Origin of the sequence: Sodalis sp. RH19, assembly GCF_047324215.1 — a bacterium.
GTDB lineage: Bacteria > Pseudomonadota > Gammaproteobacteria > Enterobacterales > Enterobacteriaceae > Acerihabitans.
In genome coordinates this window covers 2,700,874-2,715,218 of record NZ_CP178734.1, presented here as the reverse complement: position 1 = coordinate 2,715,218, position 14,345 = coordinate 2,700,874, and the positions used below count along the sequence as shown (strand labels likewise).

Sequence of the window (14,345 nt, the reverse complement as noted above, 5' to 3'; positions counted from 1 at the left end):
TGTCCGGGGCGCGGCTATGATGAAATGTCTTCCTTTATACTGACATGGAGTATTATGGCCTCTTCTTTTTCTTCGGGCTTTTTTTATGCAGCGACTTAACGCGCGTATCGGCCAAGCCATTTCGCGTCTGACGCACGTCCACCCCGAACAATCCGGCATCTATCCGCTGTCGGACGGCCTGGATGCTTTTGCCGCGCGCATGAAGCTTGCCGATTTGGCCGAGCAGACCCTGGATCTGCAATATTATATCTGGAACAAGGACATGTCTGGCATGCTGATGTATAGCGTGGTGCAGCGCGCGGCGGATCGCGGCGTCAAGGTACGGTTGCTGCTTGACGATAACAATACCCGCGGCCTGGACCAGATTTTGCTGGCCCTCGACCAGCATCCGAATATCGAGGTCCGTCTGTTCAACGCCTTCCAGACCCGCACGGTGCGGGCGTTTTCCTACCTGACCGATTTTTCGCGCCTGAACCGGCGCATGCATAATAAAAGTTTTACCGTTGATAACCAGGCCACGATCATCGGCGGCCGCAACGTGGGCGATGCCTATTTCAGCGCCGGCGGCGAACAATTGTTTACCGATCTCGACGTGCTGGCGATAGGGCCGGTGGTGGAGCAGGTGGGACGCGATTTCCAGCGCTATTGGGATTGCCCTTCGGTTTGCCCTGTGGCGCGCGCGGTACGCTCTTCCCGCCTGGGCGGCAAGAACAGCATCAGCAGTATGATGGGACAGATCAGTTTAAATCCCCACGCCGAACGTTATGTCAAACGACTGGAGAGGGCGGATTTTTTTGTCCAGCTGCAGGCCGGCAGTCTGCCTTTTATCTGGGCCAGGACGCGGCTGCTCAGCGACGACCCGGCCAAAGCCCTGGGGCAGGTTGCCGATCATGGCCTGCTCACCAGCCGGATAAAAAGCGTTATTGATGAACCGGAACAACGCCTGGATATTATTTCACCCTATTTTGTGCCCACCAGGGCCGGGGTGGAGCAGTTGGCCGCACTCGCCGCCAAAGGGGTGAAAATTGCGGTTCTGACCAATTCCCTTAACGCCAATGACGTGGCGATTGTGCATGCCGGTTATGCCAAATGGCGCAGGGTGTTGCTGACCCATGGCATCGAGCTGTATGAACTGAAACGCAACAGTTCGGAACAGCACCAGCCGCGGGACCGCGGCCTGACCGGTAAATCCGGCTCCAGCCTGCATGCCAAGACGTTTAGCGTCGACAGCCGGGAGGTTTTTGTCGGTTCATTTAATTTTGATCCCCGCTCCGCCATGCTCAATACCGAAATGGGCTTTGTTATCGGCAGCGAAGAGCTGGCCGAAACCATACACCGCTTGTTTATCGGCACCCTGCGCCAGAATGCGTACCAGGTTTGCCTGGATGAACAGGGAAAAATGTATTGGCGCGAATATCAAGGGGAGCGCGAGGTGATTCACCGGCGGGAACCGGCCACCAATATAGTGGAGCGCTGGCTTATTCGCGCGCTTTATCATTTGCCGGTCGATTGGCTATTATAATCGGCAGCCGGAAAGCGGCCAATATGGCTAATACAATGTAATAAGATTTTTCCTATAAAACCGGTGAAATAAAATAATTTGCCGCCAGGGCGCGGTCGGTGGGAAAGGCCGCCCGCGCCTTTTCCCCGGTTAAGGGGCATTCAGCGGCTTTAAGGTCCTCTTTTTTTAATAACTTTGCGTTTATGTCAAAAATGATTAACCCCCCGCTGGTGGGTCAGGTAAAATCAGCGGGCGGTACCGATTGTTGGAATGTGCTGTTTTAGACTATCTTTTACCGGTAGATGAGCTTGCTTTATAGCCTATTGATCAAACGCTGACCCGGTAAGGGAAAGGTGAGGAACGATCGCTGTACCGTGCTGTCCGAGAAGTGATTTATCAATTAAAATTGCTTTGAATGATTAAGAGCACACGCATAGGGGGGGATGTGCCAAATAATAAATTTTTCGTCAAGTTACCCAAAGCGAGTCTCCGTTTGCTGGGAGCAACGGTGTTGTTGTCGTTATACGCTTTGCCTTCATGGGCATTTACTATTGACGATGTGGCTAAACAAGCGCAGGAACTGGCTGGTAAAGGTTATGAGGCGCCTAAAAGCAATTTGCCTTCTCAATTCCGTGAAATGAAATTTGCTGATTACCAGCAGATTCAATTCAACCATGAAAAGTCATACTGGCACGATCAGCAGACCCCGTTCAAACTGGAGTTTTACCATCAGGGGATGTATTTCGACACGCCGGTAAAAATCAACGAAGTGACGTCCTCCGCAGTCACCGAGATTAAATATACTCCGGACCTGTTTACCTTTGGTTCGGTGAATCATGATCCCGAACTGGTGAAGAACCTGGGTTTCGCCGGGTTTAAGATCCTCTACCCGGTCAATAAGGCCGACAAGAGCGATGAAATCGCCAGCATGCTGGGCGCCAGCTATTTCCGCGTTATCGGCAAAGGGCAGGTCTATGGGTTATCCGCCCGCGGCCTGGCCATTGATACCGCGTTGCCTTCGGGCGAGGAGTTCCCGCGTTTCCGTGAGTTCTGGATTGAACGGCCGCAGGCGAACGATAAACACCTGGTGCTTTACGCCCTGCTGGATTCACCGCGCGCCACCGGCGCTTACCGGTTTGTCATCTATCCGGGACGCGATACCAGCGTCGATGTGCAGGCCAGGGTTTTCCTGCGTGATAAAGTGGGCAAGCTGGGCCTGGCGCCGCTGACCAGCATGTTTTTATTTGGACCTAACCAGCCTTCGCCGACCATGAACTATCGCCCGGCGCTGCACGATTCCAACGGGTTGTCCATCCATGCCGGTAACGGCGAGTGGATCTGGCGCCCGCTGAATAATCCCAAGCATTTGTCCGTTAGCACTTTCCAGGTGGAAAACCCACGTGGTTTCGGTTTATTGCAGCGCGGCCGTTCCTTCTCCGAATATGAGGATCTGGACGATCGGTATGATCTGCGTCCCAGCGGCTGGATTGAACCGCACGGTGACTGGGGCAAAGGGCACGTTGAACTGGTGGAGATTCCCACCGCCGATGAAACCAACGACAATATCGTGGCATTCTGGACCCCGGAAAAATTGCCGGAAGTCGGCAAACCCTTTGATATCGCCTACCGGATGCACTTTTCCCGCGATGAGGATAAAATCCACACTCCCGAGTTCGCCTATGTGAAACAAACCCTGCGTTCCGCCGGGGATGTCAAGCAGTCCAACCTGATTCGCCAGCCGGACGGCACCACCGCGTTCCAGGTGGATTTTGTCGGGCAGCCATTGCGGGATCTGCCAGACAATACCCCGGTGGCCTCGCAAATCAGCGTGGGCGATAATGCCGAAGTGGTCGAAAACAATGTCCGCTATAATTCAGTGACGCACGGCTGGCGTCTGACACTGCGCCTGCGCGTGAAAGATGAAAAACAACCCACCGAGATGCGCGCCGCATTGGTGAACGGCGATAAGACATTGACCGAAACCTGGAGCTACTTGCTACCTGCCAATGAATAATTTAACTGAACCCGGCCTCGATTATATCGAGGCTTTGCCCCTTTCTGCCGAGCAAAAAGGCACTTTGCGCGCACAGGTGCCGCCGGATGGCAGTCATTCCCTCGCATCCCTGCATGTTGATCTCGGGGGTTCCGCCCCCGGTATCGACCTTCCCGCAGATGAAGACAACGCGGCGCTGTACTCGGTAAAGTCCAGGCTGAAAATGGCCTGGCCGGACGCCGCCAGCCGCGACGATGTAGTGGTGGAGGATAGCCAGGGGCGCACCGCCATCAAGGCCATGCCCACCATTACCCGCACGCCGATGTTTCCCGAACCCTGGCTGACCAACCCCATCGTGCGCTATTGGGACGCGATGCGCGGCCACACCCGTGCGCCGCGCCACAAGCAGGAAGCGGCCCGCGAAGAAGGCAACTGGCGCCGGGTAGGGACGATACGCCGTTATATCCTGCTGGCGCTGACGCTGTTCCAGACCGCCATCGCCACATGGTATATGAAGACTATTCTTCCTTATCAGGGCTGGGCGCTGATCGATCCGATGGATATGCTGAACCAGGACTGGCTGCGATCGCTGTTGCAACTGCTGCCGTATATCCTGCAAAGCGGCATCCTGATCTTGTTCGCGATATTATTCTGCTGGGTTTCGGCCGGTTTCTGGACCGCCCTTATGGGGTTTCTGCAGTTGCTGATCGGCCATGACAAATACAGTATTTCCGCCAGCACCACCGGCGACGAACCGCTCAATCCCAAGCACCGTACCGCGCTTATCATGCCCATCTGTAACGAGGACGTGGAGCGTGTGTTCGCCGGTCTGCGCGCCACCTACGAATCCGTGGAAGCGACCGGACAGATTGAGCATTTCGACGTTTATATCCTGAGCGATAGCTATAACGCCGACATTTGCATCGCCGAGCAAAAAGCATGGATGGAACTCTGCCAGGAAACCGGCGGATTCGGCCGCATATTCTACCGCCGCCGCCGCCGCCGGGTAAAACGTAAAAGCGGCAACATTGACGACTTCTGCCGCCGCTGGGGCAAGCAATACAGCTATATGGTGATCCTGGATGCCGATAGCGTTATGAGCGGCGGTTGCCTGACCAACCTGGTGCGGCTGATGGAAGCCAATCCGAACGCCGGCATTATCCAAAGCGCGCCGAAGGCGTCCGGCATGGACACGCTGTACGCGCGCTGCCAGCAGTTCGCCACCCGGGTCTACGGTCCGCTGTTTACCGCCGGGCTGCATTACTGGCAATTGGGCGAGTCCCATTATTGGGGGCATAACGCCATTATCCGCGTCGAGCCTTTTATCAAGCATTGCGCCCTGGCGCCGCTGCCGGGTGAAGGCTCCTTTGCCGGCTCGATACTGTCGCACGACTTTGTCGAGGCAGCGCTGATGCGGCGTGCCGGCTGGGGGGTCTGGATAGCTTATGATCTGCCCGGCAGCTACGAGGAACTGCCGCCCAATCTGCTGGATGAACTTAAGCGGGATCGGCGCTGGTGCCAGGGGAACCTGATGAATTTCCGGTTGTTCCTGGTGAAGGGCATGCATCCGGTTCACCGGGCGGTATTCCTGACCGGCGTCATGTCCTATTTATCGGCGCCGCTGTGGTTTATGTTCCTGGCGCTGTCCACCGCGCTGCAGGTGGTGCATACCCTGATGGAGCCGCAGTATTTTCTCCAGCCGCGCCAGCTGTTCCCGGTGTGGCCGCAATGGCGGCCTGAACTGGCGGTGGCGTTGTTCTCCACCACCATGGTGCTGTTGTTTTTGCCCAAGCTGCTCAGCGTTATTTTAATCATCGCCAAGGGCGCCAAGGAGTATGGCGGGGCGGCTATCCTGTTTTGCTCGATGCTGCTGGAAATGCTGTTCTCCGTGCTGCTGGCCCCGGTGCGCATGCTGTTCCATACCGTATTCGTGGTCAGCGCCTTCCTGGGCTGGTCGGTACAGTGGAACTCCCCGCAGCGTGACGATGACGCCACGCCCTGGAGCGAATCCTTTGTACGCCACGGTCCTCAGATGTTGTTAGGGCTGGTATGGGCCAGCGGCATGGCCTGGCTGGATTTGCGTTTTCTCTGGTGGCTGTCGCCCATCGTGTTTTCGCTGATCCTGTCGCCCTGGGTGTCGGTATTCTCCAGCCGGGCCAATCTCGGCCTGGCCTCACAGCGCGTCAGCCTGTTCCTGATCCCCGAGGAATACTCGCCGCCGAAGGAACTGGTCGATACCGAAACCTATTTGCGGCGCAACCAGGCGCGGGCGCTGGCCGACGGTTTCCGCCATGCGGTGGTCGATCCGGCTTACAATGCCCTGGCGGTGGGAATGGCCACTGCGCGGCACGGTATCAGCCAGGCTATCGAGCGCGTGCGTGACGAGCATGTGCAACTGGCCCTGCAAAGCGGTCCCGACGCCATGAGTGGTCCGCAGCGCCTGGCCGTGATAAGCGATCCGGTGGTCCTGTCGCGTCTGCATTTGCGCGTATGGTCGCGGCCGGAAACCTGGCTGGCCTGGAAGAAAAGCTAACGTCTTCCCGTCCTATACTTAAGCCGCCCTGATGGGCGGTTTTTTTTTGTCCTGATAACGGCGATGACGCCTGTTACGGTAACCGGCGGTTTCATCGGGCAAAAATAAGACGGCGTTAGCATTATTTGCTACTCGGAAGGCGCCGCTCGCCGCTAAAATTTTGGCCTTTGCGGAATAACGGGGCGCCTGATGCAATACGACATGTTGTTTATACTCAAAAAAATGGGCTCCTTTGTCTTATATGCGGCGGTGGTAGCGGCGTTTACGTCATTTTTGTTTATCGATCTCCACTTCCTGCATGATATCGTCAAGGAGTCCTCCCTGACCGAAGTCGCCCAGGAATTGGTGCTGGCGGCCATCGTCGCCCTGCACCTGTGGCTGATGCGCAACCCGGCGTTACGCGCCAGCAGCCTGCTGGTGGCGGGGTTCTTTGCCTGTATGCTGGTGCGTGAAATGGATTTCGCCTTTGATGCCATCCGCCACGGTTCGTGGTTTTGGGTGGCCACGGCGATTGCGCTGGTTTGCCTGGCCTTTGCCGCCGCGGATGCTAAACGCGCGCTGCGCGGACTGGCGGGATATTTCGGACATCCCAGTTATGGCCTGGTTTGCGCCGGCCTGCTGAATGTGCTGGTATTCTCGCGCCTGATGGGCATCGGCGAGCTTTGGCGCTCGTTGCTGGATGAGAATTACCTGCGTGCGATAAAAAATGCCGTGGAGGAGGGCAGCGAACTGTTCGGCTACTGCCTGTGCCTGCTGGCGACCCTATCCTATACGGTGGATAAACAGCGATCCGGCCGTGCCGAGCCTCACCGGCCGGTATAACACCCGCCGCCCGCTAACGGCTCTACAGGGATGACACTTCGCTATGGGTAGGATTTTGCTGTTAACGCTAGTCCTGTTCCTGCTGACCGGTTGCGGCAGCATCATCAGCCGCACGTTTCCGGGGCAAGGCCACGGCCATCAATATTACCCCGGCGTGCAGTGGGATTTGCGCGATACGCCCTGGAAATATATCACCATCATCGATTTGCCGCTGTCGATGGTGGTGGACACGATATTGCTGCCGGTGGATATGCGGCACGGCCCCTATCGCTAGACGCCGCGCCGCCGATGGATTTTCCCCACGGGCTTGGCCGTGGGTTTAACGTTCCTCCCACTCGTCCGCGGCGGTTTGTCCCTCCTCGGTGTCCAATGACGGCTCATACTGATACTCACCTTCGTCCCATTCGTGCAGCGTGTTTTCTTCCTGCCATTCGGCGCGCAGCTCCGCTTCGTCGAAATCACCGTCGAAAATCGCCTGGGCGGCTTCACCGATGCGAAACGGCAGGGCCTCGGCGGCCTCGTTTTCATCGGCCATAAATTCAGCTTCCCACATAATCTCGCCGTCCCGCATGATATATTTTTGCAGGCTGAACTGATGTACCGCAGGGTCTTCATCGTCATTGCTGTTTTCACGGGAAGACTCGATAAACTCTTCCCGCGCCATATCGATGGCTTCTTCCAGAGTTGCGTACATGCTCATTATGGCTCTCCTGTGATCGTCGGTGTGGTCTGACTGTCGCCTCGCCCTGTTCGGGCCTAACAGTAATTGTTGTCGCAGTCTGGAAACTTTCAAGTCGGAATGGATATCAATCTTTGTTAGCGGGTCAACGACGGGGAAAACGCTACGGCGACACGCAACGGTTCGCGTAATGGAGGCGTTACGGGGTGTAAGACACTGCATGAAATGTGAAGGTTAGGTAAAGGTTTGGCAAAAACGGGCGGGAAAGGCTTTGCGGCGAACCGGCACGCGCTACAGTAAAGGCTGGATCATCCAAAGGAGTAAAAAGCATGTCTGCTAGCCGTAAATCATTGTTAAGCGCCGCGCTGCCCGCTCTGGCCTGCACTGTCGCCGCGCTGAGTTTTTCCGTCCTGGCCGCGCCCGCGGCGCCGGACCAGGGGCCTGCCGCCGCCATGCACCAGGAAGGACCGGGCGCGGGTTATCCGGTGCCGATGCTATTCCAGCCCCCGGGCCGGCTGCCGCCGCATGAGCCGGGCTTCTGCCGCGGCGGGGAACTGTTCTGCGCGGCGGTGCAAACCGATAACCCGGCCGACACCCTGCAAAAGCTTAACGGCATTTTACCGGCGGCCAATGGCGGCCATTATCGGGTGCGGGTTTCGGTGGAGCGCGTACCCGAACATCCGATGGACAAGGGGCCTCATCCGGCCACGGATACGCCGCCGGCGTCAGCCGGCTAAGCGCCGGCGTTATTCACCGGGTATGCGTATGCGGGACGGGCCGTATTGCAAACTCCACCATGAATAGGCCACGTTAAACAACACCACCAGCGCGGTTACGCAAAATACCGCGCGGTAGCCGTAGCTGGCGGAGACGACGGCGCCGATCAGCGGGCCGCTGACGTTGCCCACATCGCGGAAAGATTGGTTATAGCTGAATATCCGGCCGGCGACCTGATTGGTGCAGTTATAGATAAGCAGGGTCTGTACCGCGGGCAGTAGGGCGCCGTCGGTGGCGCCGAGCAAAAAACGCAGTATTCCCAATTGCAGGGGAGACTGCACGAATGCCATCGGGATCAGCAGTACGATGGAAAGCCCCAGCATGGCGATCAATATCCGCTCCGGACCGATTTTATCACCCAAGCGTCCCAGTCTCGGCGCGCTGATAAGGGCCGCCACGCCAGGTACCGCCGCAATCAGTCCGCTGATAAACGCCAGGTTCTGGATATTGCCCGCCAGTTCGCGGACATACAGCGTCAGGATGGGCGCGATGGAGCCGGTGGCCACCTGGATAATCATGGTAGTGACAAACAGGCTCAGCACCAGGCGGGGTTTTTTCAGCGAAGCAAACACCTGCCGGGCGGTAAGCATGTCCTTTTTCAGCACCGGCGTGAAGCGCTCCTGCACATAGATAAGCGTGGTGATAAAGCAGATAAACAAGACCAGCGCAGTGATAAAAAATATCAGCCGCAGGCCGTAATGGTCCGCCAGCAGGCCGCCTATCAGCGGGCCAATCAGCGCGCCGCTGACGGCGCCGGTGGAGAGCGTGCCCAGCGCCCACCCGCTTTTATTGCGCGGCACCTGGGTGGCGATAAGAGCGTTGGCGTTGGGCACAAATCCCCCCAACAGGCCCAGCAGCGCCCGCAGGATCAAAAATTGCCACACATTCTGCGCCATGCCCATCAGCACCATCACGATCGACATGCCCAGCGCCGAACGCAGCAACATCAGCTTACGTCCCCTCCGGTCCGCCAGCGCGCCCCAGAACGGGGACGCGATGGCCGAAAACAGAAAAGTAATGCTGAATACCGCCCCCGACCAGATATTGAGTTCCCGGGCATCGGTTACGCCGAGCATTTCAACATAGAGCGGTAAAAAAGGCATGATCAGGCTAAAGGCGGCGCCGGTGAGAAAACAGCCGAGCCAGGCAATATACAGATTACGTTTCCAGTTGATGGGTTCCGGTACCGGCGTCATAACATCCTAATAACAAAGATAACGGCGGTCAGTTACGTTGACAGGGCACGAAGGCGTTCTCGCCGGGAATTGAGCAGTAGCGTGAAAGTATGCGCTCAAACGGGGCATGGGGCAATTTGCGGGGCATGTTTTGCACCATCCGGCGGGGGCAAAACGCCGCGCTCGGCGTCCTTGGCAGCCGCAACGCCCGCGGGTAAAACGGGTGTCCGGACAGCGCCGCCGCTTCGCCGTCAGTATAGCGACGGCTGGCCCGGCGGCCGGGTCTTGAAGCGGCGGTGGAGCCACATATACTGCTCGGGCGCCAGCAGGATGGCCTGCTCCAGCACCTTATTCATGTGGGTCGCCGTGGCCACGTCGCTGTCAACGGGCAGGGCGTCCTCATCAGGCAGGATAAGCAGCTCATAGCCCCGGCCGTTCGGTAAACGCCGCGGCACAAAAGGGATAACCGCCGGTTTGGCGAGTTTGACCAGCACATGGGTGCCCGACGTGGTCGCCGCTTGCTCAATGGCAAACAGCGGCGCGAAGACGCTGCTTTTCGGGCCGTAGTCATGATCCGGCGCGTACCAGATAATTTCGCCGTTTTTCAGGGCGCGGATCATGCCCTTGACATCCGAGCGGTCCAGCATTGATTTATTGGAGCGCATGCGCCCCCAGGTTTGCAGCCAATCAATCAGCTTGTTGTTGTTGGGGCGATAGACGCCGATGCCGGGATTGTAAATGCCGAAGATGCGCGCGCCCAGCTCCAGGGACAAAAAATGCAGGCCGATTAGCAGTACCCCTTTGTTATGCTGGCGGGCCAGATCGATATTTTCCAACCCGGACACGTGAAATAAGCGCTTGACGCGCCAGTCGGGCCAAAACCACCCCATGCCGGTTTCAATCAGGCCCATCCCGACGGATTCAAAATTTTTGATGAGCAGCGCTTCTCTTTCCGTACCTGAAAGATGGGGGAAGCAGAGCTCGAGGTTGCGTCTGGCGATATGGACGCGGCGCTTGAGAAAATGCATCGACAGGCGCCCCAGGCTGGTGCCGAGACGATAAAGCAGCGGATAGGGCAACAATACCACCAGGTATAACAGGCCGATGCCAACCCAGGTTATCCAATAACGGGGATGCAGCAAAGAACGGTTAAAAGTTGGAATATGTGTCATGGGATCTCGGCATCTTAGGTGTAAAAAGCGGAATTACCGGCCAAAGACGATATTTCCGCCATACTACATTTTATTCTGGCATCTTTTTCAAAAAGGGGAAATAAACAGCCCGGCAAACAAAGTTAAATTTTCTCAAGTGAGCACATGTTGCGCCGGGCATACGGCGCTGTGCCGCCGGGTTATTCCTTGAGAAATAAATCCTTCACATAATGCGGCTCGCTGCGCCAGTACTGTTTGGGGCCGTGGACCTTGGCGCCGAGTTTCGCCGCCGCATGCCAGGGCCAGCGGGGATCGTAAAGTACGGCGCGCGCCAGGGCAATCATATCCGCCTCGCCGGTGGCGACAATGGCTTCCGCCTGCTCGGGTTCGGTGATAAGCCCGACCGCGATAGTATTCATGCCGGTGGCTTCTTTAATCTGCCGGGCAAAGGGAATCTGGTAGCCGGGACCGACCGGGATTTTCTGCTGCGGCGACAATCCGCCGCTTGAGACGTGGATGTAGTCGCAGCCCAGGTCTTGCAGCGCCCTGGCCAACGCAATGGATTGCTGGATATCCCATCCGCCTTCCACCCAGTCGGAGCCGGAAATACGCACGCCCACCGGGATATCGGCGGCTACCGCCGCGCGTACCGCCTGGAAGACTTCCAGCGTCAGGCGCAGCCGGTTCTCCAGGCTGCCGCCGTATTGATCGGTACGCCGGTTGGCGAGCGGCGAGAGAAATTGATGCAACAGGTAGCCATGGGCCGCATGTAGCTCAATCAGGTCAAAGCCGATGCGCTGCGCGCGCAGGGCCGCCGCGACAAAATCGGCTTTCAGCGCCTCGATGTCATCGCCGGTCATGGCCCGCGGTGGAAAGTCGGACGCGGCGAACGAAAGGGCGGATGGCGCCAAGGTTTGCCAGCCACCCGCGTCGGGATGGATATTGTCCCCGCCTTCCCAGGGGACCCGGGTCGACGCCTTACGCCCGGCATGAGCCAGTTGTATCCCCAGCGCGATGGACGAATGCTGCCTGACGGTTTTTACCACGTCCGCCAGCGCCTGTTCGGTACCGTCGTCCCAGAGGCCGAGATCCCGCGGTGATATGCGCCCCGCGGGCGCGACGGCGGTGGCTTCCACGATCAGCAGGGACGCGCCGGACAGCGCCAGGTGCCCCAGGTGAATCTGATGCCAGGAGGTTGCCTTGCCTTCATCGGCGGAATATTGACACATCGGCGCAATAACGATGCGGTTGGCCAGGGTAAGCCGGCCGATGTCATAGCGGGAGAAAAGCTGGCTCATTACATTGCCTCTATATAGTAACCCTAATAAACATTTGATTAACAATGTTCGCTATAATGGCGATTTGTTATGTCATAACCATGGTATTATGTAACGTTAGCAAGTTAATGTGCTTTTAAACCAACGATAAATGCTTTTTTCCCCAGCGACAGGAAAGTACACCATGCCAGTGTTACATAACCGCGTATCGAACGACGAGCTCAGGGCGCTGATGCTGGCCGAAACCGAGCCGCGCGTTACTCTCTCTTTTTACAAATATTTTCGTATTGCCGACCCGCGGGCCTTCCGTGATGATTTGTATCAAGTCATGACGGGGTTGCGCGTGTTTGGCCGCGTCTATATCGCCGCTGAAGGGATAAATGCCCAGGTCAGCGTGCCGCAAAATCGCTTTTCCGCCTTTAAAACCGCCCTGTATGCCGCCGATGCGTCCCTGGACGGGCTGCGGCTGAATATTGCCCTGGATGATGACGGCAAATCCTTCTGGGTGCTGCGCATGAAGGTTCGGGAACGCATCGTTGCCGACGGCATCAGCGATCCGACCTTTGACCCATCCAATGTCGGCCATTACCTGAATGCCGAGCAGGTCAACGCCATGGCCGGCGATCCCGAAACGGTATTTGTCGATATGCGCAACCACTATGAATATGAGGTCGGCCATTTCCAGGACGCCATCGAGATCCCCTCGGATACTTTCCGTGAGCAGTTGCCGAGGGCGGTAGAGATGCTGGCAAAGGACAAAGACAAAAATATCGTCATGTATTGCACCGGCGGCATTCGTTGCGAAAAAGCCAGCGCCTATATGCGGCATCATGGTTTTGCCAATGTCTATCATGTGGAGGGCGGCATCATCGAGTACGCCCGGCGGGCCAGGGAGCAGGGCTTGCCGCTGAAATTCACCGGCAAGAATTTTGTCTTCGACGAGCGCCTTGGCGAGCGTATTACGCCTGATGTCATCGCCCATTGCCACCAGTGCGGGGCGCCCTGCGATACCCATGTTAACTGCAGGAACCAGGGGTGCCATCTGTTGTTTATCCAATGCCCGGACTGCGCGCAACGCTATCAAGGCTGCTGCAGCCCCATCTGCCGCGACGAACTGGCGCTGCCGCCGGAAGAACAGCGGGCGCGGCGTGCGGGCCGCGAGAACGGGATGAAAATCTTTAATAAATCGCGGCAGCGTTTATCGTTGACCCGCCCCGAGGATCGGCCTGAGGAAAACGGCGGCCGTTAAAGCCGCACGCGGCGCAAGGCACGGGCTGCCCGCCAGCGGCGGGTAAGCCTTATCCGAAGCGCCGCAGCCGGAAGGGTGAAAGGTCAAAGCCGCTCTCGCGTCCGGCGGCAAACCCGGCGGCGATTTCGCCCAGCACGCTGGCGAATTTAAAGCCGTGGCCGCTCAGGCCGCTGATGATCAGCAGGTCGTCGTTGCCGGGCAGGGTATCGATAATAAAATCCTCATCCGGCGAGAGATCGTAGGTACAGGCTTCGCCGCTCAGGCAAACGCCGACCCCCGGCAAGAAATAGCGCAGAAAACCAAAGGTTTCATTGCCGTCCGCCGCATGGCTGCCGAAAGGCGTGCGCTGTCCCGGCTCGTCGATCATCTGCCCGCCGTCGTGTTTACCCACCTTGAGTTCGTTTTTGATGGCCGGGAAGCCATAATATTGACTGCCGTCCGGCGTCAGGGCGGTAAACGCCGGGAAATGATTGTCCTCGCTGAAGCGCCCGTCGGCCTGATGCCAGGAAAACACCTTACGCACCGGTTGCACCGGCAGCGACGGCAGCAGGGTTTTCACCCACGTGCCGGCCGAGACCAGCAGCTTATGCGCCTGGTAGTGGCTGCCTTCCACCGTGGTGATGTCGAAGGTCATGGCGCCATGGCTGATATCGGTAACGCCGCAGTTAAACAGCTGGGCGCAGCCAGCCTGCTCGGCCAGGCGGATATAAGTGGCCACAGCCAGCTCCGACTTGAGATAACCCGCCTGGGGTTCAAAGACCCCAAGATAATCATCCGGCAGGCTGAACGCCGGCCAGCGGGCGACAACCTGGCCGGCATTGAGTATTTCGCACGGCAGTTTATAGGCGTGGGCGCTGTCGATGGCCCGTTTGATAAACTCCGCCTGGCGCGGTCCCAGATTAAGTACGCCGCTGCGGTGAAACACCGGCGTGCCGCCCCGCGCCGAGAGCTCTTCCCAGAGCGTTTGCGCCCGCAGCGCCAGGGGAACGTATTTTTTCCCTTCGCCATAGGCATGGCGGATAATGCGTGTATCGCCATGATGGCTGCCGCCACGGTGGGGGGGGAACGCGGCGTCAATCATCAACACATTGAGGCCGGCTTCGGTAGCGTAAAACCCTGCCGCGGAACCCACGGAACCGCTGCCGATAATAATCAGATCGTATACCATGCTCATTTTTCCTGCTGGGC

At 57.8% G+C, this 14,345-nt stretch carries 12 protein-coding genes; 7 read left to right on the top strand and 5 right to left on the bottom strand.

The annotated features are described in order from the left end of the window. Nucleotides 1-85: 85 nt before the first annotated feature. The 5 genes from ACL2XF_RS12195 to ACL2XF_RS12175 all read left to right on the top strand — a co-directional run bounded on the left by ACL2XF_RS12195 (nucleotide 86) and on the right by ACL2XF_RS12175 (nucleotide 7,123). On the top strand, nucleotides 86-1,522 hold the full coding sequence (locus ACL2XF_RS12195) for a phospholipase D family protein (protein ID WP_410015774.1): 1,437 nt from the start codon (nucleotides 86-88) through the stop codon (nucleotides 1,520-1,522). Between the two features lie 424 nt (nucleotides 1,523-1,946). Further along, nucleotides 1,947-3,515, top strand: a complete 1,569-nt coding sequence (locus tag ACL2XF_RS12190; protein ID WP_410015773.1) for a glucan biosynthesis protein G — start codon at nucleotides 1,947-1,949, stop codon at nucleotides 3,513-3,515. Next, nucleotides 3,508-6,027, top strand: coding sequence for a glucans biosynthesis glucosyltransferase MdoH (mdoH, locus tag ACL2XF_RS12185; RefSeq protein WP_410015772.1), 2,520 nt, complete (start codon nucleotides 3,508-3,510; stop codon nucleotides 6,025-6,027). The genes ACL2XF_RS12190 and mdoH overlap by 8 nt, the downstream gene beginning before the upstream one ends. A gap of 189 nt (nucleotides 6,028-6,216) precedes the next feature. Continuing rightward, entirely contained in the window at nucleotides 6,217-6,849 is a 633-nt protein-coding gene (locus ACL2XF_RS12180) for a hypothetical protein (RefSeq protein ID WP_410015771.1), read from the top strand. Nucleotides 6,850-6,892: 43 nt separating this feature from the next. After that, on the top strand, nucleotides 6,893-7,123 hold the full coding sequence (locus ACL2XF_RS12175) for a YceK/YidQ family lipoprotein (RefSeq protein ID WP_410015770.1): 231 nt from the start codon (nucleotides 6,893-6,895) through the stop codon (nucleotides 7,121-7,123). A 45-nt stretch (nucleotides 7,124-7,168) separates the two neighbouring features. On the opposite strand, the gene ACL2XF_RS12170 is transcribed toward ACL2XF_RS12175, so the two are convergent. Beyond that, nucleotides 7,169-7,549: a MysB family protein gene (locus tag ACL2XF_RS12170; protein ID WP_410015769.1), complete on the bottom strand. Its 381-nt coding sequence runs from the start codon at nucleotides 7,547-7,549 to the stop codon at nucleotides 7,169-7,171. Nucleotides 7,550-7,857: 308 nt separating this feature from the next. Here ACL2XF_RS12170 and ACL2XF_RS12165 point away from each other — a divergent pair, with 308 nt between their 5' ends. Further along, nucleotides 7,858-8,265 (top strand): hypothetical protein, encoded by a 408-nt coding sequence (locus tag ACL2XF_RS12165; protein WP_413728674.1) that lies wholly within the window; start codon nucleotides 7,858-7,860, stop codon nucleotides 8,263-8,265. 9 nt (nucleotides 8,266-8,274) lie between these two features. Here ACL2XF_RS12165 and mdtG read toward each other — a convergent pair whose 3' ends face one another. From mdtG to ACL2XF_RS12150, 3 genes are all read right to left on the bottom strand, one after another. Further along, nucleotides 8,275-9,501, bottom strand: coding sequence for a multidrug efflux MFS transporter MdtG (gene mdtG, locus ACL2XF_RS12160; RefSeq protein WP_410015767.1), 1,227 nt, complete (start codon nucleotides 9,499-9,501; stop codon nucleotides 8,275-8,277). 230 nt (nucleotides 9,502-9,731) lie between these two features. Then, nucleotides 9,732-10,652, bottom strand: coding sequence for a Kdo(2)-lipid IV(A) acyltransferase (locus ACL2XF_RS12155; RefSeq protein WP_410015766.1), 921 nt, complete (start codon nucleotides 10,650-10,652; stop codon nucleotides 9,732-9,734). A gap of 179 nt (nucleotides 10,653-10,831) precedes the next feature. Further along, nucleotides 10,832-11,929, bottom strand: a complete 1,098-nt coding sequence (locus ACL2XF_RS12150) for an NADH:flavin oxidoreductase/NADH oxidase (RefSeq protein WP_413728673.1) — start codon at nucleotides 11,927-11,929, stop codon at nucleotides 10,832-10,834. Between the two features lie 163 nt (nucleotides 11,930-12,092). On the opposite strand from ACL2XF_RS12150, the gene ACL2XF_RS12145 reads away from it, so the two are divergent. Beyond that, nucleotides 12,093-13,157, top strand: coding sequence for a rhodanese-related sulfurtransferase (locus ACL2XF_RS12145; protein ID WP_410015764.1), 1,065 nt, complete (start codon nucleotides 12,093-12,095; stop codon nucleotides 13,155-13,157). A gap of 49 nt (nucleotides 13,158-13,206) precedes the next feature. Here the strand turns inward: ACL2XF_RS12145 and solA are convergent, their stop codons facing one another. Next, nucleotides 13,207-14,325, bottom strand: coding sequence for an N-methyl-L-tryptophan oxidase (gene solA / locus ACL2XF_RS12140; RefSeq protein ID WP_410016582.1), 1,119 nt, complete (start codon nucleotides 14,323-14,325; stop codon nucleotides 13,207-13,209). Between the last annotated feature and the right edge of the window lie 20 nt (nucleotides 14,326-14,345).

Coding starts and splice junctions, on each gene's coding strand:
- ACL2XF_RS12195 (WP_410015774.1), top strand. CDS start 86: ATGCAGCGACTTAACGCGCGTATCGGCCAAGCCATTTCGCGTCTGACG.
- mdoH (WP_410015772.1), top strand. CDS start 3,508: ATGAATAATTTAACTGAACCCGGCCTCGATTATATCGAGGCTTTGCCC.
- ACL2XF_RS12180 (WP_410015771.1), top strand. CDS start 6,217: ATGCAATACGACATGTTGTTTATACTCAAAAAAATGGGCTCCTTTGTC.
- ACL2XF_RS12175 (WP_410015770.1), top strand. CDS start 6,893: ATGGGTAGGATTTTGCTGTTAACGCTAGTCCTGTTCCTGCTGACCGGT.
- ACL2XF_RS12170 (WP_410015769.1), bottom strand. CDS start 7,549: ATGAGCATGTACGCAACTCTGGAAGAAGCCATCGATATGGCGCGGGAA.
- ACL2XF_RS12165 (WP_413728674.1), top strand. CDS start 7,858: ATGTCTGCTAGCCGTAAATCATTGTTAAGCGCCGCGCTGCCCGCTCTG.
- mdtG (WP_410015767.1), bottom strand. CDS start 9,501: ATGACGCCGGTACCGGAACCCATCAACTGGAAACGTAATCTGTATATT.
- ACL2XF_RS12155 (WP_410015766.1), bottom strand. CDS start 10,652: ATGACACATATTCCAACTTTTAACCGTTCTTTGCTGCATCCCCGTTAT.
- ACL2XF_RS12150 (WP_413728673.1), bottom strand. CDS start 11,929: ATGAGCCAGCTTTTCTCCCGCTATGACATCGGCCGGCTTACCCTGGCC.
- ACL2XF_RS12145 (WP_410015764.1), top strand. CDS start 12,093: ATGCCAGTGTTACATAACCGCGTATCGAACGACGAGCTCAGGGCGCTG.
- solA (WP_410016582.1), bottom strand. CDS start 14,325: ATGGTATACGATCTGATTATTATCGGCAGCGGTTCCGTGGGTTCCGCG.